This window comes from Denitratisoma oestradiolicum, assembly GCF_902813185.1.
Classification (GTDB): Bacteria; Pseudomonadota; Gammaproteobacteria; order Burkholderiales; family Rhodocyclaceae; genus Denitratisoma; species Denitratisoma oestradiolicum.
Window position 1 is genome coordinate 407,054 of the sequence record NZ_LR778301.1, and the last position, 17,381, is coordinate 424,434.

A 17,381-nucleotide genomic window follows, 5' to 3' on the forward strand; every position below is an offset into this window, starting at 1 on the left:
CCGCCATGAAATCCATGGGCTGGGATGGGGTGAATCGATTGCGCAGGGCTGCTGTCCTGTTTCTTGGAATGTTTTTCCTGACGCTGCTCGGCATTGGCTCGGCCCAGGCCCAGATCGCCTTCCGGGCTGCCCAGAACGCCAGCATGGCATCCGCCGGCGCCAGCAGCATCACCTATGTGGGCAGCGGCGGGCTGGCCACGGCGAACAGCGGCAATGCCACCCCGACCCTGCCGGCCCATGCCGCCAATGACCTGCTGATCTGCCTGGTGGAGTCCCGGGACAATGTTGCCCACTCGGTCAGCGGATGGACCGCTTTCTTCAGCGCTACGCTGACCAACCACCGCGCCTCGATCTTTTACAAGATTGCCGGGGCCTCGGAGTCCAATCCCACGGTGGTCCACAGTGGCGGCTCCAGCATCATCGCCCGTTGTTCCGCCTTCCGCGGCGTCGACACCGTCACTCCCATCGACGTTGCCTACGGCGCCCAGACCACGGCGGGCGACGACAAGATCAATACCGGATCCATCACCACCGCGACCGCCGGCGACATGTTGCTGATCGCCGGCATGATCGACGACAACCGTAATCAGGGCGCGGGCATCGCGGGTTGGGCCAATGCGTTCTTTTCGACATACGACTCCGCCAACGACAACGCCATCGCCCTCTACTACCTGGGGCAGGCCAGCGCCGGCGCCACCGGGCCGTTCCAGGTGGATACCGATGGCAATGCCAACAGCCATGGCGTACTGCTGGCCCTGCGGCCGGCGACGGTCGGGATGCCGGGCCTGGCCATCAACCGGCCGGCGGGCACGGACACCGGGGATGTGATGATCGCGGCGCTGGTGGTGACGCCCAGCACCGTGGGCCTGACAGCGCCCGCGGGCTGGACCCTGGTGCGGGACACGGTGCACAACGCCAGCGGCGGCGATGCCCATCTGATCACCTATGTGAAGGCCGTGACGGCCATCGGCAGCGAACCGGCGAGCTACACCTGGACCTATTCCGCCGCCCATTCGGGGTCGTCGGGGGGCATTGCCGCCTTTTCCGGGGCCGATACGGCGAATCCCGTCGTGACTTCGGCCGAGTTGAAGGAAAACAACGCGATCCTCAATCAGACCGCGCCCAGCATCACGGCCAGCGCAACGGACATGCTGGTCACCGCGCATGAGTATCAGAGTTCAGGCACCTGGACGCCGCCGGCCGGCATGACGGAAATGGTGGACGAGTATTCCGCGGCATCCACGGGCGCTTCCGGCGTTTCCCTGTCGATGAACTCCCTGTTGCTGGCCGCCTCGGGCGCTACCGGCACCAAGATTGCCGTCGCCTCCGGCGACAGCGACGAAGGGGCCTCCCAGTCCATTGCCCTGCGTCAGAGTCTGGGAGTGAACTGCTTTACCGTTGCTGCTGGCAACTGGAACGATCCCGCCGTGTGGGACGACAGTTGCCATGGCAGCAGCGGCTTTCCCCTCAATGGCGACACGGTGACCATCAACAGCCACACCGTCACGTTGAATGTGTCCACTTCCCGGGTGGCCGGGATGGTCGTCAACAACGGTGGCACTCTCTCCAATACGGCAGGAAATACCCTGAATCTTGGGTCTACTCCCTCGGGTACCCTCTCGGGGAATGGCGTGCTGAGCAACAGCGGCACCCTGGCCCTGGGCACTGGTTCGGTAATCCTGTCCACCAACTACCAGTTCACCGGCAGCGCCGCCAGCACCTGGACCCTGAATCAGCTTGATCTGGGCGGCAGAAGTCTCACCTTCGGTGCCGCCGATGCCTACACCATCGGCTTCGCCGCTGCCACGCCGATTCAGAACGTGGGCAGCCTCAATACCACCGGCACCAACAGCACGGTCACTTTCCAGTTCGGTGGCGCCGCCCAGGCCCTGCCGGTGGCCAATGTGCGCTATCCCAAGGTGGTCCTGGCCGGCAGTGGCGCCAAGACCCTGTCCGGTGCGGGCACCTTCGACGTGCGCGGCAGCTTCACCCTCGACAGCGGTCCGACCTTCAATAGCGGCACCCACGGGGTGAGCCTGTATGGCGACTTCACCAATAACGGCGGCAGCAACTTCAATAGCGGCGGCAGCGACAGCAGCACCTGGAGCTTTCTCGGGGCCTCGATCCAGAACATCAACAGCTCGGGCACCGACACGGTATTTCCCAGCCTGACCCTGAACAACAGCAATGGCATCGCCATGAATGCCGGCACCACGGTGAAGACTCTGCTCACCCTGACCAATGGTTATATTTCCACCGGCAACAACATCCTGATCCTGACGGCCTACTGCAATACCCCCAGTTGGGCCAGGACCAACGGTTTTGTCAGCGGCAGGCTGCGCTTTACCTTCAATACGGGCACCACCACCTGCACCTATCCCATCGGCAGCAGCGCCACCTACGCCCCGGTGGGCGTCACCATGGTGGCCACGGCGGCCGGCGGCACCCTGACCGCCAGCACCACGGGCAGCGAGCATCCCCAGATTGCTTCTTCCGGCATCGACGCCACCAAGGATGCCAACCGCTACTGGACCCTGGGGGCCACCACCGACAGCACGGGTAATTTCACCAGTTACGGCGCCACCTTCAACGCCGATACCGGCGATATCGACATCGGCGCCACTACCGCCAATTTTGTCATCGGCAAGTACACCAGCAGCGCCTGGACCCTGCCCACGCCGGTAAGCGGGGCCAGTTGGGCCAGTGGTTGGGCAGTCGGCGTCTCCAATGTCTCGGTGGCGGGTGCGGGCTTCGGCGATTTCGTCATGGGCGAGGTGCCTGCCTCCTGCCTGCCGCCCACGGATATCAGCGGTCTGCCCGCGATGACCTGCGTTTGCGACAATTTCGGTCGTACTGCCTTGAATCCTTCGACGATCTATGGCCAGAACTGGATTGTCGACAACAAGAACCAGAGCAGCACCTTCGGCAATCCCCGCATCGTCAACTCCGGCTATCTGCGCCTCACCGACAATAGCAGCCAGGTGGCCACGGTGGCCAATGTGCCCGGCACCTTTCCGGCGGCCGGCAACATGATCATCACGGAGTTCCGCCACTACGCCTACAGCGGCAGCAATCCGGGGGCCGATGGAATCGCCCTGACGCTCTCCGATTCCGGGCTGACGCCGACGCCGGGCGCCTTCGGCGGCTCCCTGGGCTATGCGCAGAAATCCAATCCGGGATCGGACTGCACCACGGCGGGCGGCTGCCCCGGTTTCAACGGTGGCTGGATGGGAATCGGCATTGACGAGTGGGGCAATTTCGCCAACGCCACCGAGGGGCGTCAGGGCGGGGTGGGCCTCACGGCCCAGGCGGTGACCCTGCGGGGCTCCGGCGCCGGCCAGACCGGCTATCCTTACCTGTCCACCTCGGGCGCCCTGTCGCCGACGATAGACAATCCCACCTCCACCGTGGCTTCCCGGGGCCACAAGTATCGCATCGTGGTGGATGCCCGGAATTACACCTCGGGCAATCGCACGGCCCTGGTGCAGGTGCAGCGGGATACCGGCACGGGCTACGTCACCCTGCCCAATCTGAACTTCCCCAACATCTACAGCATCAACGCTTCCCAGGCCGATGTGCCCGCCAACTGGAAGCTGTCGTTTACCGGCTCCACGGGGGCCGCCATCAACATTCACGAGATCGCCGGACTCAAGGTCTGCGCCCAGAGCTACACGCCGCCGGCGGGCTTCCGCATCCAGGTGGACAATCTGTCCCCCAGCACCTGCGCCACCGCCGGCGGCAACCCGGCGGCCCCCATCGTCACGGTGACCGCCATCGATTCCAGCGGCAATACCGTTACCAACTATACCCAGACGGTGACCCTGTCGGCCACCCTGTTCGGCGGCGGGGCTTCGGCCGCGGCGTGGAGCGTGGTCAGCGGTCAGGCCCAGGGCTCCCTGGTCGGCAATGCCTATACCTTCGCCAGCGCCGATGCCGGGGTGGCCAAGTTCTATCTGGTGGATGCCAGTTCCCAGGATGTGTACATCACCGTGACCGAGAGCGGCGGCAGTCCCCTGACCTCCCTGGCCACGCCGGTGCAGTACCGGGGCGGATCCTTCAATGTGACGGTTCCGGATTCCCTCGGCAGCCAGGCGGTGGCCGCACGTCCCCATTTGATGCGCATCACCCGCACCACCTGCGGCGGCGGCGGCGCGACGACGGATACCAGCTACATCGGCGCCAAGACTCTGGATGGCTGGTTCAGTCCGGTGAGCGGCGTCCATCCCGCAGCGGCGGCAGCGCCCCTGATCTGCACCACCAACGGCAGCGGCACCTGCCTGCCCGCCGCGGGCAGCAGTTGTTCCCTGGCCCTGCCCAATACGGCGACGGGCCTGTCGGCCACCACCAATAATCTGCCGACCCTCAACTTCGCCAGCGGCGTGGCCGATGTCTGCCTGGTCACCAGCGACGTGGGCCAGTATCCCATCAGCGTGCGGGATGATTCCAACGTTTCCTCGCCGGTCACCGGGTCGTCGATCAACCTGACAGTGAGGCCCTTCGCCCTCTACTTCCATACCGCGAAAAAAGGCGGCATCGCCAACCCCCTGGGCGGCGCCAAGTTCCTGCCCGCCGGGGACAGCTTCGAAGCCACCGTCGCGGCGGTGCGCTGGTGGGCGGCCCTGGATGCCAACTACGACGGCGTCCCCGACGTCGACAAGTCGCCGACGGCGGAGCCGGCCAACTGGGCCACGGCCGCCACCAGCACCACCGCAGCTTTTGCCTGGCTCACCAGCCTGAGTCGGGACAGTATCGTTTCCCCCGTGGGAGGCATCGGCGATCTGGGGTACTCGGGCACCTCGATTGCCGTCGGAAGCTGGAGCGGTGGTCAGGCGGTGCTGGCCAGCAACAGCCTCAATTTCGATGAGCTGGGCAGTTTCACCGCCAAGCCCCTGGCATCGGCTTACCTGGGGGCGGGCGATGTGCCCTGGGCCTCCGATGTGGTGGGGCGTTTCTACCTGGATCATTTTTCCCTGGCGTCGGGAACGGTGACGGCCGCCTGCAACGGCTTCACCTATATGGACCAACCCGCCCTGGGGATTGCCTACCGCTTGGAGGCCCGCAACAAGAACGACATCAAGACCAGCAATTACGCCGCCAGCCTGGGCTATGCGGTGGCGACCCCGAGCCTGGTGGCTGAGAACGGCAATGACGGGGTGAACCTGATCGGCCGCATCAGCGGAATCGGCACGGCCTCCTGGACGGCGGGCGTCTACGAGGTGGCGAGTACCGGCAACGCCCAGTTCTCGCGTCCTGGCGGCGCCACCGCCACCTGGACCGTCGCCAATGGCGCGGGCGCCTTCGATATGCTGGCTTTGGGAATCAAGGCGATTGACAACGACGGCGCCAAGATCAGCGGTGTCGACATGCGGGCCGACAAGACCGATGCCCTGTGCACTGCGCCAGGCACCGACAGTGCCACCGATTGCGATGCCAAAAAGATCGGCGCGGCCACCCGGATTCGCTTCGGCCGCCTGCGCCTGCTGGACAGCTATGGTTCCGAACTGCTGGCCCAGCGGGTGCCGGTGCGGGCCGAATACATTGCCAGCCTGTCCGGGGCCGTGCCGGTGTTCCGGCTCAACGACCTGGATAACTGCACCAGCTTCAATCCCCACGATGTCATGGCCCTGGGGAACTATGCCGCGCCGGCGGGGGCGGCCACTCCCCTGGCCGCCGGCAATCTGGATATCAGCCACATCGCCACTTCCCTCTACGACAGGACCACGGGCCAGGCGACGGCAGGGTCCAAACTGGCGGGGGGCGAAGCAGTGATCCGGGTGACGGCGCCCACGCCTGCGGCGACGGGCAGCGTGGCCCTGGCGCTGAATCTGGGTGCCTCCACCAGCGGCGCCAGTTGCGTCAATCCGGCATTGCCCGGTTCCCTGGCCGGGGCCAGCCTGGGCTGGCTGCGCAGTGATTGGGGATGCAGTGGCGGCGCCTTCGGCAGCGATCCCAACGCACGGATCACCTTCGGTACGCCCAAGAGCCGTTTCATCTACCTGCGGGAACGGTACTGACGCTTGCCCCCCGGCTTGCTTGACGAATGGCAAGCTTTTCCCCACTACTTGCGCAGATTGCCCTTGACGTCCGCCACCGATAATCCCACGCGTGAAAAAGTGTTTCGGGCGAGGGCATGTGGCCTAGTCGGCGTCAACTGGTTTCCAGCGATGGGTGGACCTCCGTGGTCTTCCGCTCCCAGGGAGTGGAGGTGGCCCGGGTGCGTCGTCGCACCGACGGCTTGCCCCAGGTGCTGGCCTGGGATGCCTTCGGCGAGACGGGGTCGCGGCCGGATGTCCTGAAACGCTTGCGGAGCAGCCGCCGGCTGGGCGGGGGCGATCGTTGTACCACGCTGCTGGGGCATGGGCAGTACCAGTTGTTCCAGATGGAGGCCCCTTCCGTTCCCGCCGAGGAGCGGCGTGATGCCCTGCGCTGGCGTATCAAGGAAATGGTGTCTTTCCCGGTGGATCAGGCCGGCATCGATGTGCTGGACATTCCCGGCGCGCCGGATAGTGGCGGTCGGGCGGCCCAGGTCTATGTGGTGGCGGCCGGCAACGAGGTGTTGGCCCCCGTGGTTCAGGACTTCCAGCAGGCGCGGCTGCCCCTGGTGGCCATTGATATTCCCGAGCTGGCCCAGCGCAACATCGCCACCCTGTTCGAGGAACCCAACCGGGGGCTGGCCCTGCTGGTGTTCGACGCCACGGGTGGCTGTTTGACCTTTACCTACCAGGGCGAGTTGTATGTGACCCGGCGCATCGAGGCTACCGCCGACGAGTTGATGAGGGCCGGAAAGGGAAGCGAGAGCCTCCACGAGCGGGTGCTGCTGGATGTGCAGCGCTCCCTGGACAACTTCGACCGCAATTATTCCTTCATCACCCTGAGCCGCCTGCTGGTGGCGCCCCTGTCCGGCGCGGAGGCTTTCATCGAGTTCCTGCGGGAAAACCTGTTCCAGACCGTGGAGGTGATGGATCTGGCCCAGGGGCTGGATCTTGCCGCCGTGCCTGTCCTGGCCGAGCCGGGGCGCCAGTCCGAGGCCCTGCTGGCCATCGGTGCCGCCTTGCGGGAGGATGCATGAGCGCCCCGCACGGCCGCCCGAAGGGGCGCCAACCCAGCCCCGGAGCCGCGCAGCGGCGAACCGTTGTCACCTCATCTCCTGGGAAGGGGGGCGGGGGGAGGGCGCCGCGCCGCATGGCCGCCCAAAGGCGCGGCAGCCTTATCTATGGAGCCGGCGTTCGCCGGCGAACCACCGTCACCCCCTCCCTCGGGGAGGGGGTCGGGGGGAGGGTAGTCCATTGAGCCAGCAGATCAATCTTTACAACCCCGCTCTGCTGAAAAGGCGTGAACTGCTTTCGGCGGCAAATCTGGCCATGGTCACCGCCCTGCTGCTGCTGGCCATGGCCGGGGCGAGCGGGGTGGTCCGGGTCAAGACTTCTCGGCTGGAGACGGAGGTCACGGTTCTCTCGACCCGGCTCAAGGCTGAACAGGACCAGATGGCGGCTCTGGGCCGGGAAATTTCCGGCCGCAAGCCTGATGTCCGGCTGGAGTCGGAGTTGAAGACGGTCGGCGAACTGCTGATGACCCGGCAGAAGGCGATGGAACTGCTGGGCCACAGCCTGGGACCCAGCTCGGTGGGCTTTGCCGAGTATCTGAGCGGCCTTGCCCGCCAGACTCCGGCTGGCATCTGGCTGACCAGTTTTGCCGTGGCGGTGGACGGCTCGGGCATGGAGATTCGCGGTCGCACCAACGATCCGGCGCTGTTGCCGGACTACATTCAGCGCCTGAATGGCGAAAAGGCATTCAAGGGCCGCTCCTTCGCTGCCATGCAGTTGCAGGCGGGGAAGGCTGAAACGACAGGGACGCCGGGTGCCGCCGTTACGTCCCCGCCCTTTCACGAGTTCGCTCTGATTCCCCGGCAGAAGCTTGCCGAGGAAGGGAGAACGGCCTTGTCGAACGCCGGGGAGCCGCGGTCATGAAGGCCCGCTGGAATGCCCTGGCCGCTCGCTTCGCCGCCCTTGGCCTGCGGGAGCGGCGGATGACGGCGGGGGCCGTGGTCCTGGTGACGGGGCTGGGTGGTTACATGCTGGGTCTGGAACCCAGCCTGCTCAAGATGAGCGCCCTGGAAAAACAATTGATCCGGCAGCGGGGGGAACTGGCTGTCCTGGAGCCCCAGGTGGCGGAGATGAAGGCACGGCTGCGGGACCCGGACGCAGCCAATCGGGCGGCTCTGGCCGAGGCGCACAGCAAGTTGGCGGCCCTGGATGTCCGTCTGCGCGAATACGACAGCATCCTGGTGCCGCCGGACCAGGTGCCCCGCCTGCTCCAGGCGCTGCTGGCCCGTCATCGCGGCCTGGAACTGGTCAGCCTGCGTACCCTGGCGCCGGCGCCGCTGATCGCTCCGCCAGCCGGCGAAACCGTGTCCGCGTCGAAGGGCGAAGTCGCTACCGGCAACCTGTTCCGGCACGGTATCGAGCTGCGCATGGCCGGCCCCTATCCTGACCTGCAACGCTATCTGTCGGAACTGGAGGGTTCGCCCCAGAAGTTGCTCTGGGAACATATGTCCCTGGTGGCGGCTTACCCCAGGAGCGAATTGACCCTGAGACTCTATACCCTGAGTCTCGATTCCACATGGCTGGTGGTATGAAAATGCCCCGCGCCCTGCTCCTGCCCATCGCCTTCGGTGCTCTGTTGCCGGGACGGCTGGTTGCCCAGGGCGTGGCCGACCCGACCCGGCCACCGCTAGCCGCCACCCTTCCGTCAGCCGATGCCACGGCTGCGACGCCGGCCGCGACGGGATTACAGACCATTCTGCGGCGCAAGGGCACCCGGCCTGCCGCCATCATCAATGGCCAGTATGTGGACCTGGGGGGCAAGGTCGGCGATGCCCGCCTGGTTCAGATCAACGAGTCGGAAGTCATCCTGCAAGGCCCTGGGGGCCGCGAGGAGCTGCGGTTGACGCCCGCCGTGGAAAAAAGCGCGCCGGTGTTGCCTCATGCCGAGGATCGTCCGCTGTCGCTCCGTGCCGGGAGGAAGAAATGAGCCTGGGCCTGCGCGCCGTCGGCCTCCTGGCGAGCCTGCTGCTGGCCGGCTGCGCCGCACAGAACCCGCCCCGGTCCGATATGGTGCGGGACCAGATCGGCGCGGAACTGCGCCAGGCTCTGGCCGAGCGCAAGGCCAGCGATTCGGCGGACAAGGCCCTGATGCCGCCTCTGGCAGTGCAGATGCCCGGAAATGGGCTGGACAGCGAGGCTCGCTTCGACCTGTCCGTAGTCAGCGCGCCGGCAGCCCAGGTTTTCATGGCCATCGTTACCGGTACCCGTTACAACATGCTGGTGGGGCCGGAGGTAACCGGTCAGATCACAGTGAATCTGAAGGACGTGACGGTGCGGGAAGCCCTGGAGGCCATTCGTGAGCTTTACGGCTACGAATTCCAGATACGGGGCAGCCGCATCAATATTCAGCCCAATACCCTGCAAACCCGGATGTTCCAGGTCAATTATCTGGCTTCCCGACGCCAGGGCAATACCGAGCTGCGGGTGACCTCCAGCTCCATTGCCGGCACGGGTGCCGGCGCCGGCAGCACCTCCACGCAGAACCAGGGCGGTAACACCGGCAGCACCGGCCCGCAACCAGGTACCGGCAACTCGACCAGTGGTGGCGGTACCACCACCAGCCGGGTGCAGACCCAGACCGATTCGGACTTCTGGCGCGACCTGACCTCTGCCGTGACCACATTGATTGGCGGCGGCGATGGCCGCAACGTGGTGGTCAATTCCCTCTCCGGGGTGATCGTGGTGCGGGCCTTCCCCCAGGAGTTGCGCGCCGTGGAGAACTATCTGAAGGCCACTCAGATCGTGGTGGATCGGCAGGTAATGCTGGAAGCCAAGATCATCGAGGTTTCCCTCAATCACAACTTCCAGGCGGGCATCAACTGGGCTGCCTTCGGCAATGCGCCCACGGCCCGGGGCGGGGTACGCAGCGCCCTGGGCATCACCGCTCCCGGCACCACCTTGAATACCCTGGGTGCCGATGGTACTTCGGCCGTTTTTGGCAATGACGAAGTTTCAATATTGCCAGGCCGCTACGGTGCCCTGGCCACTGCCGCCACCGGCGCGGGCTTTTTCGGCCTGGCTTTCCAGACCGCCAGTTTTGCTGCCCTGTTGAATTTTCTCGAAGGCCAGGGTGACGTGCAGGTGCTGTCCAGTCCCCGCATCGCCACCATCAACAACCAGAAGGCCCTGCTCAAGGTGGGCACCGACGAATTGTTCATCACCAACGTCACCACCAACACCACCACCACCACCACGGGGTCGGTCAGCACCCCCAGCCTGACCCTGCAACCCTATTTCTCCGGCATCTCCCTGGATGTGACGCCCCAGATCGACGAGGACGACAACATCATCCTCCACGTGCATCCTGCCGTGAGCCAGGTGGTGGAAAAGGAAAAGATCATCAACCTGGGGACCGCCCTGGGCACCTACAAGCTGCCCCTGGCCTCCAGCAGCGTCAATGAGACCGACAGCATCGTCCGGGTCCAGGACGGCAACATTGTCGCCATCGGCGGCCTGATGAAGCAGTCCCAGTCTTCCGACCGCAGCGGCCTGCCGGGCACCACGGACTCCAGCCTGGGACTGCTGGCGGGGCAGCGCAAATCCAGTATGAGCAAGACCGAACTGGTGATTCTGATCAAGCCCACCATCATCCGCGACGACAAGTCCTGGGTGCGGGATCTGGAGCAGACCAGCCAGCGACTCCGGGGCTACGACACCAAGGGCGGCGGCGCGCCACGGGGTGAGTGAGGGAGGAATCATGTACCTGGCCCATTTCGGATTGCACGAACTGCCCTTCGGGATCACTCCCGATACCCAGTACGTCTGTTCCACACGTGCCCATCAGGAGGCCATGAACACCCTGCTGCTGACCCTCCAGAGTGGCGAGGGCTTCGTCAAGATCACCGGCGAGGTGGGGGTGGGCAAGACCCTGTTGTGCCGTCGTTTCCTTCATACCCTGGGTAGTTCCTTCATTGGCGCCTATGTGCCCAATCCCCAGATGGATGCCAAGGCCCTGCTGAATCTGGTGGCCGAGGAGCTGGAGGTGGGCGAGGGGCAGGGGGAGGCGGCCCATGTGATTCGCCGCATCAACCAGCGTCTGCTGCAACTGGCGGGCGAGGACCGTTCCGTGGTGTTGTGCATCGACGAGGCCCAGACCATGCCTATGCTGACTCTGGAAAGCCTGCGCCTGCTGTCCAACCTGGAGACGGAAAAGCGCAAGCTGATCCACATCGTGCTGTTCGGCCAGCCGGAGCTGGACGAAATGCTGGCCCAGCCCCGGGTACGCCAATTGCGCCAGCGCATTGCCTTCAGCTACAGGATGCCCAACCTGGCCCGGGACGAACTGGACAGCTATCTGGCTCATCGACTGGATGTGGCTGGTCATCGGGGCGAACCCCTGTTCACTCCACGGGCGCGCCAGGCCCTGCATCAAGGTTCCGGCGGTGCGCCGCGCCTGGTGAATATTCTGGCCCACAAGGCCCTCCTGGCCGCCTTCGGTCAGGGCCGCTATCGCGTTACGACAAAGCACGTTCGCCAGGCGGTGGCCGATACCGACGGCGCCAGCGCCATCTCCTGGTGGCTGCCCGCCTGACGACATGAGCCTGCTCAATCAGATGTTGCGGGACCTGGACCGTCGGGATGCCCCGGCCACGGATCGGGACGATCTTGCCTCCTACGTGCGGGTCTTGTCTGGAGGACCTGTGGCTTCGCGCTGGCGGGAGGTGGCCCTGCTGCTGGCGGGGCTCCTGGCGGGGGGCGTTGTGGTCTGGCTGGTGCTGCGGGGTCCGTCGTTCCGGTTCCCGGCCCCCGCTCCAGTGCGGTCAGCTCTACCCGTGCCTGCCGCGCCGCCACCGGTCGCGGCGATCCCCCACGCCGTCGAGCCGGCACCTGCGGTCGCGCCGGTGATCACGAAGGAGGCGCCGCCGCCAATCACCTCCCTCAAGATCGACCCGGACCTGGATGCCGGCGCCCTGCCGGTCCGGCCGGTCACTCCGCCACGCCCGGTGTCACCCGCTCCGGCCCCGCCTCAAGTCCGTGAAGGTACGCCGCCGCCGACCACCCGGCCGCCTCCGCCCGTCGCGGAGTCCCAGTCCCAGATCGACAAGACATCCCGCACGCCCAAGGTTTCCGAAGTGGCCGATGGTGAGTACCGCAAGGCCCTGGGCCTGGTACGGCGGGGATCCCTGTCCGAGGCGGTCGACGTCCTGCGCCGTGCCCTGAACCTGGACAGTCGCCACGCCCAGGCGCGCCAGGCGCTACTCAGCGTGCTGCTGGAACAAAAGCAATGGCGGGAAGCCCTGGGTGTGGCCAATGATGGTCTGGCCCTGGATCCGACTCAGAGCGGCTGGGCCATGATCGCTGCCCGCCTGCTGGTGGAGCAGGGTGATGTGCCGCGAGCAGTCGATCTGTTGGCGACCCACGGTCCCCACGCCGAACGCAATGCCGATTACCAGGCGTTTCATGGCCTGCTGCTGCAAAGGCTGCAACGTCCCAGGGAGGCCGCACAGCGTTACCAGGCTGCCCTGGCCCTGCATCCCGCCGAGGGTCGCTGGTGGTACGGCCTGGGTCTGGCCCTGGATGCCGACCGCCGCGAGACCGAGGCTCGGGATGCCTATCGTAAAGCCCGCGACAGCGGCACCCTGAGCCCTGACCTGGCGGCCCTGGTGGAACAGAAGCTGCGCTGAGATCGTTAACAATGGCCACGAGGAACCCTGGGGCGCAAGGCTTCCCCGTGTTCGCGTCCCCCTGGTTTCCATGGGGTCAAGCGCTCAATCCCTCAGCGTTCGCGCCACTACCCAGTTGCTGACGCTGGAGGCGCCGTGGTGTTTGAGGGTGTTGGCGAATTCATCCAGGGTGGCGCCGGTGGTCATCACGTCGTCCACCACCAGCACATGAACGCCACTCAGGTCTCCCCGGCATTCGAAGGCGTGGCGCACATTCTTCCGGCGCTCCTTCCAGGGCAGGCTGGCCTGGGAGGTGGTGGCGCCCCGGCGCTGACAGAGGGCGGTTTCCAGGGGCAGGCCGAGATGCCGGGCCAGGGGCCGGGCGATTTCCAGGGCCTGATTGAAGCCCCGTTCCCTCAGACGATCCGGGGCCAGGGGCAAGGGCAGCAGCAGATCTCCAGCGGGCCGGGGACCGGCCAGCAGCCGCTCGGCGAAGAAATCGGCCAGGGCCAGGCGATGGCCGTACTTGAGGGCCTGGACCAGTTGGTCCACGGGAAAGCCATAGACGTAGGCGGCCACGCTGGCATCGAAATGGGGTGGTTGGCGCAGGCAGGCGCCGCAGGGATGTCCGTCGGCCAGGGGCAGGGCGCAGCGGGGGCAGGCGGGGAGGGGCAGGGGCGCCAGATCGGTCTGGCAGCCGGCGCACAGCAGGTGGCCGCTGTCCCGGCCGCCGCAAAGCAGGCAGTCCCAGGACGGCAGCATGGCCCCGCCGATTCTGCGGATAAGTCCCTGATTGGACAGCTTCCTCTCCTTCCGGGATAATCCGGCCCCTTCCCGATTCTTCCCCGCAGGCTTCCCCATGAATGTTGCCCCCATCACGCTCGTCAAGCGCGCCGCGCCCGTCGACAATGCCAGCCAGCGCTGGAGCACCGCCGAGGTGGAAGCCCTGTTCGAGCTGCCCTTCGCCGATCTGATGTTCCGCGCCCAGCAGGTGCACCGCCAGCATCATGATCCCAATGTCATCCAATTGTCCACCCTGCTGTCGATCAAGACCGGGGGCTGCTCCGAGGACTGCGGCTACTGTTCCCAGTCGGCCCGCCACGAGCAGGTGGAGCGGGAACGCCTGGTGGATGTGGATACCGTGGTGACGGCGGCCAGCGCCGCCAAGGCGCGGGGTGCCAGCCGCTTCTGCATGGGCGCCGCCTGGCGCGGCCCCAAGGATGCGGACCTGGATGTGGTGATCGACATGGTCAAGGCGGTGAAGGCCCTGGACATGGAAACCTGCGTCACCCTGGGCATGCTCAAGGACGGCCAGGCCGAGCGCCTCAAGGAAGCCGGCCTCAACTACTACAACCACAACATCGACACGGCGCCGGAGCATTACAGCAGCGTGATCACCAGCCACAGCCAGGCCGATCGTTTCGACACCCTGGAAAAGGCCCGCGCCGCCGGCCTCAAGCTTTGCTGCGGCGGCATCGTCGGCATGGGCGAGTCCCGCCGCGGCCGCGCCGCCATGATCGCCACCCTGGCCTGCATGGCGCCGCCGCCGGATTCCGTGCCCATCAACAACCTGGTGCGCATCCCCGGCACCCCCCTGGCGGCCGTGCCTCCCATCGATCCCTTCGAGTTCGCCCGCACCATCGCCGCCGCCCGTATCACCATGCCGAGCAGCATGGTGCGTCTGTCCGCCGGCCGGGAGGACATGAGCGACGAGTTGCAGGCTCTGTGCTTCATGGCAGGCGCCAATTCGATTTTCTACGGCGACAAGCTGCTCACGGCGGAAAACGCCGAGGCAGCCCGGGACGAGGCCCTGTTCGCCCGCCTGGGGCTCAGCGCCGCAGTTTGAATCGGCCAAGCCGGAATCAAGCAGGGAAACTTCGATGAGGGGCGGTGCCGGTCGGCCGGAAAAACAGCAGGAAGGCCCTCCCCCTCCCAGCCGCCCACGGTCGGCTTTGCACAGCCGACCGGCTATGGCGGCGCAAAGCAGTGCTTTGCGAAACCCCGCCTCCGCCCCCCTCTCCGGGGGAGGTGACTGGTTTGCTCGCTACGCTCGACTATTTGACCTGCCGTTTCAATGGGGGATTCACGGTAAGGCATCGGACGCGGTGTTGCATGCGCGCTGATTTCGCCCGGGCGGCCGCCAGTTATGACTCGGCCGCCGTCCTGGCGGCCGAAGTGGGACGCCGCATGGCCGAGCGCCTCGATGTCATCCGGCTCCAGCCCCGACGCCTGGCCGACATCGGCTGCGCCACCGGCGATGGCCTGCGTGCCCTGCAACAGCGCTATCCCGCGGCCCTGTCCCTGGCCCTGGACTACGCCCTTCCCATGCTGGACCAGGTGGCCGGCCGCGTTCCCCTGATGCAGCGTCTGCGGGGCCGCGCTCCGCGTCTGGTCAATGGCGATGTCAATCATCTGCCCCTGGCGGCGGGCAGCCTGGACCTGATCTGGTCCAACCTGATGCTGCACTGGCTGGACGATCCCCTGCCGGCCTTCCGTGAATTGCACCGGACCCTGGCGGTGGATGGCCTGCTGATGTTCTCCCTGCTGGGCCCCGACACTCTCAAGGAGCTGCGGGCCGCCTGCGCCGCCTGCGGCATAGCGCCGCCCCTGCGCGCCTTCCACGACATGCACGACATCGGCGACATGCTGGTGGCCGCCGGCTTCGCCGATCCGGTGATGGACATGGAAATGATCACCCTCACCTATCCGGCCCCCCGGGGCATGCTGCGGGACCAGCGTCATCTGGGGGTGCGGGACGGTCTGCTGGGCCATCTGCCCTGGCGCCAGTGGCGGCGGGTGCTGGCGACCTGGGCGGAAAGCCGGTCACCCGTGCCCGCGACTTTCGAGGTGGTCTATGGCCATGCCTGGAAGGCGGCCCCCAGGCAGACCGCCGATGGCCGGTCGGTGATCCAGTTCCAGCGCCGGCCGTAAAACGCGGACGTTATTGAGTCGGCTGCAATCAACTTGAAACCGATCGCCCTGAGCTTGTCGAAGGGCGCTGGGCTTCGACAGGCTCAGCCCGAACGGCAATTTCAAGAACAGCCGACTCAATAATCCGGCGTCAGCGTCTGACGACGAGAGGAATGATCCGGCCGCGCCGGGGCGTTAGATACTTCCCCGCCTGCTGCCCCCGCCGCTCCTGATTGCGCCACCAGGCGCGGATACCCAGCAGCAGCGCGAGCAGGACGAAATAGATCAGGGGTAGGAACAGATCCTTTTTGATCAGCCAGGCGTAGTGCAGCACGCCGAGGATGGCGATGACGTAGATGCTGCGATGCAGGGCCTGCCAGCGCCGGCCCCCGAGTCGGCGGATGGCCCAGGCGTTGGAGGTGAGGGCCAGGGGCGTCATCAGCAGGAAGGCGCTCATGCCCACGGTGATGAAGGGCCGCTTCAGAATGTCCTTGGCGATGGCGCTCCAGTCGAAGAACTGATCCCACCAGAGATAGCTGGACAGATGCAGGCTGCCGTAGAAAAACGCGTACAGCCCCAGCATGCGGCGCAGCCGCAGCAGCCAGTGCCAGCCGGAGAGGCGGCGCAGGGGCGTTACCGTCAGGGTGATCAGCAGGAACTTGAGGGTCCAGGTGCCCAGGCTGCGGGTGACGAACTCGATGGGATTGGCCCCCAGCGCGTCCTGCCAGGCGCCCCAGGCCAGATGGGCCAGGGGCAGCAGGCAGAGCAGGAACAAAAAAACCTTGATGGCGGAAATTGCGGCGGGGGAGGGATTTTTCACGGTCAGAAATATTTTTTCAGGTCCATGCCGTTGTAGAGGCTGGCCACCTGGTCGCCGTAGCCGTTGAACATCAGGGTCTCGCGCTTGAAGAATTCACCGATGCGCCGCTCCCGGGCCTGGCTCCAGCGGGGGTGGTCCACCGTCGGGTTGACGTTGGAATAGAAACCGTACTCGCCGGGCCCGGCCTTGACCCAACTGGTGAGGGGCTCCTTTTCCACCAGACGGATGGCGACGAGGGACTTGGCGCTCTTGAAGCCGTATTTCCAGGGCACCGCCAGACGCAGGGGGGCGCCGTTCTGTTTCGGCAGCACCTCGCCGTAGAGGCCGAAGACCAGTAGGGAGAGGGGGTGGCGGGCCTCGTCCAGGCGCAGGCCCTCGGTATAGGGCCAGTCCAGCACACGGCGGCGCAGCTCGGGCATGGTGTCGGACTGGGTGGCGGAAATGAATTCCACATACCTGGCGTTGCCCAGGGGCTCCACCGTCTTCAGCAGGTGCTCGAGGGAATAGCCGATCCAGGGGATCACCATGCTCCAGCCCTCCACGCAGCGCAGGCGGTAGATGCGTTCCTCCAGGGGAGCGAGACGCAGCAGTTCCTCGATGCCGAATGTGCGGGGTCGCTGTACCAGGCCTTCCACCCGCAGCGTCCAGGGTTGGATGCGCAGACGCTGGGCGTGTTCAAACGGGTCGGTCTTGTCGGTGCCGAACTCGTAGAAATTGTTGTAACTGGCGATGGATTTGTAGGGGGTGGGGGTCTCCCCCGTCGAGTGGGGGCCGGGTCGGCTGGCCAGCCTTTCTCCCGCCAGGACCGGCAGGGCCAGACTCCCCAGGGTGGCGGCGGCGGCTCGCAGAAACTCGCGGCGGCGCTCGAAGACTTCGCGGGGGGTGATCTCGGAAGGGGGAATGGCGGGGCGGATCGACATGGCTGTTATCCTACTGTAGCGATAG

Annotated in this window: 13 protein-coding genes; 10 read left to right on the forward strand and 3 right to left on the reverse strand. The window is 66.0% G+C overall.

Annotated elements, in window-relative coordinates; translation table 11 throughout:
- Positions 1 to 5: 5 nt before the first annotated feature.
- The 8 genes from DENOEST_RS02070 (at position 6) to DENOEST_RS02105 (ending at position 12,727) form a co-directional block, all read left to right on the forward strand.
- Entirely contained in the window at positions 6 to 6,014 is a 6,009-nt protein-coding gene (locus DENOEST_RS02070) for a DUF6701 domain-containing protein (RefSeq protein WP_145770529.1), read from the forward strand.
- A gap of 116 nt (positions 6,015 to 6,130) precedes the next feature.
- Positions 6,131 to 7,069: a type IV pilus biogenesis protein PilM gene (locus tag DENOEST_RS02075; protein ID WP_145770530.1), complete on the forward strand. Its 939-nt coding sequence runs from the start codon at positions 6,131 to 6,133 to the stop codon at positions 7,067 to 7,069.
- A 217-nt stretch (positions 7,070 to 7,286) separates the two neighbouring features.
- Positions 7,287 to 7,967 carry a PilN domain-containing protein gene (locus tag DENOEST_RS02080; protein WP_170228176.1) on the forward strand — a complete coding sequence of 227 codons (681 nt, stop codon included), beginning with the start codon at positions 7,287 to 7,289 and terminating at the stop codon, positions 7,965 to 7,967.
- Positions 7,964 to 8,635 (forward strand): type II secretion system protein M, encoded by a 672-nt coding sequence (locus DENOEST_RS02085; protein WP_145770532.1) that lies wholly within the window; start codon positions 7,964 to 7,966, stop codon positions 8,633 to 8,635. Before DENOEST_RS02080 ends, DENOEST_RS02085 begins: the two co-directional genes overlap by 4 nt.
- Positions 8,632 to 9,030 carry an MSHA biogenesis protein MshK gene (locus DENOEST_RS02090; RefSeq protein WP_145770533.1) on the forward strand — a complete coding sequence of 133 codons (399 nt, stop codon included), beginning with the start codon at positions 8,632 to 8,634 and terminating at the stop codon, positions 9,028 to 9,030. The genes DENOEST_RS02085 and DENOEST_RS02090 overlap by 4 nt, the downstream gene beginning before the upstream one ends.
- Complete coding sequence (locus DENOEST_RS02095; RefSeq protein WP_145770534.1) at positions 9,027 to 10,790, forward strand: pilus (MSHA type) biogenesis protein MshL; 1,764 nt, start codon at positions 9,027 to 9,029, stop codon at positions 10,788 to 10,790. Before DENOEST_RS02090 ends, DENOEST_RS02095 begins: the two co-directional genes overlap by 4 nt.
- Before the next feature lie 10 nt (positions 10,791 to 10,800).
- Positions 10,801 to 11,634, forward strand: a complete 834-nt coding sequence (locus tag DENOEST_RS02100; RefSeq protein WP_145770535.1) for an ExeA family protein — start codon at positions 10,801 to 10,803, stop codon at positions 11,632 to 11,634.
- A gap of 4 nt (positions 11,635 to 11,638) precedes the next feature.
- Entirely contained in the window at positions 11,639 to 12,727 is a 1,089-nt protein-coding gene (locus DENOEST_RS02105; protein ID WP_145770536.1) for a tetratricopeptide repeat protein, read from the forward strand.
- Between the two features lie 84 nt (positions 12,728 to 12,811).
- Here the strand turns inward: DENOEST_RS02105 and DENOEST_RS02110 are convergent, their stop codons facing one another.
- The gene (locus tag DENOEST_RS02110) at positions 12,812 to 13,468 is read right to left on the reverse strand and encodes a ComF family protein (protein ID WP_145770537.1); all 657 of its coding nucleotides are present in this window, start codon (positions 13,466 to 13,468) and stop codon (positions 12,812 to 12,814) included.
- Between the two features lie 97 nt (positions 13,469 to 13,565).
- Here DENOEST_RS02110 and bioB point away from each other — a divergent pair, with 97 nt between their 5' ends.
- Both bioB and DENOEST_RS02120 read left to right on the forward strand, forming a co-directional pair.
- Complete coding sequence (bioB, locus tag DENOEST_RS02115) at positions 13,566 to 14,552, forward strand: biotin synthase BioB (protein WP_145770538.1); 987 nt, start codon at positions 13,566 to 13,568, stop codon at positions 14,550 to 14,552.
- A 266-nt stretch (positions 14,553 to 14,818) separates the two neighbouring features.
- Positions 14,819 to 15,637 (forward strand): methyltransferase domain-containing protein, encoded by an 819-nt coding sequence (locus DENOEST_RS02120; RefSeq protein WP_145770539.1) that lies wholly within the window; start codon positions 14,819 to 14,821, stop codon positions 15,635 to 15,637.
- 130 nt (positions 15,638 to 15,767) lie between these two features.
- On the opposite strand, the gene DENOEST_RS02125 is transcribed toward DENOEST_RS02120, so the two are convergent.
- A complete protein-coding gene (locus DENOEST_RS02125; protein WP_197970484.1) occupies positions 15,768 to 16,436 on the reverse strand; it encodes a protein-methionine-sulfoxide reductase heme-binding subunit MsrQ in 669 nt (222 codons plus the stop codon).
- Positions 16,437 to 16,438: 2 nt separating this feature from the next.
- Entirely contained in the window at positions 16,439 to 17,356 is a 918-nt protein-coding gene (gene msrP, locus DENOEST_RS02130) for a protein-methionine-sulfoxide reductase catalytic subunit MsrP (protein WP_145770541.1), read from the reverse strand.
- Between the last annotated feature and the right edge of the window lie 25 nt (positions 17,357 to 17,381).

What these genes read in the sequence shown, in the direction of transcription:
- DENOEST_RS02070 (WP_145770529.1), top strand. Translation starts at nt 6, where the DNA reads ATGAAATCCATGGGCTGGGATGGGGTGAATCGATTGCGCAGGGCTGCT.
- DENOEST_RS02075 (WP_145770530.1), top strand. Translation starts at nt 6,131, where the DNA reads ATGTGGCCTAGTCGGCGTCAACTGGTTTCCAGCGATGGGTGGACCTCC.
- DENOEST_RS02085 (WP_145770532.1), top strand. Translation starts at nt 7,964, where the DNA reads ATGAAGGCCCGCTGGAATGCCCTGGCCGCTCGCTTCGCCGCCCTTGGC.
- DENOEST_RS02090 (WP_145770533.1), top strand. Translation starts at nt 8,632, where the DNA reads ATGAAAATGCCCCGCGCCCTGCTCCTGCCCATCGCCTTCGGTGCTCTG.
- DENOEST_RS02095 (WP_145770534.1), top strand. Translation starts at nt 9,027, where the DNA reads ATGAGCCTGGGCCTGCGCGCCGTCGGCCTCCTGGCGAGCCTGCTGCTG.
- DENOEST_RS02100 (WP_145770535.1), top strand. Translation starts at nt 10,801, where the DNA reads ATGTACCTGGCCCATTTCGGATTGCACGAACTGCCCTTCGGGATCACT.
- DENOEST_RS02105 (WP_145770536.1), top strand. Translation starts at nt 11,639, where the DNA reads ATGAGCCTGCTCAATCAGATGTTGCGGGACCTGGACCGTCGGGATGCC.
- DENOEST_RS02110 (WP_145770537.1), bottom strand. Translation starts at nt 13,468, where the DNA reads ATGCTGCCGTCCTGGGACTGCCTGCTTTGCGGCGGCCGGGACAGCGGC.
- bioB (WP_145770538.1), top strand. Translation starts at nt 13,566, where the DNA reads ATGAATGTTGCCCCCATCACGCTCGTCAAGCGCGCCGCGCCCGTCGAC.
- DENOEST_RS02120 (WP_145770539.1), top strand. Translation starts at nt 14,819, where the DNA reads ATGCGCGCTGATTTCGCCCGGGCGGCCGCCAGTTATGACTCGGCCGCC.
- msrP (WP_145770541.1), bottom strand. Translation starts at nt 17,356, where the DNA reads ATGTCGATCCGCCCCGCCATTCCCCCTTCCGAGATCACCCCCCGCGAA.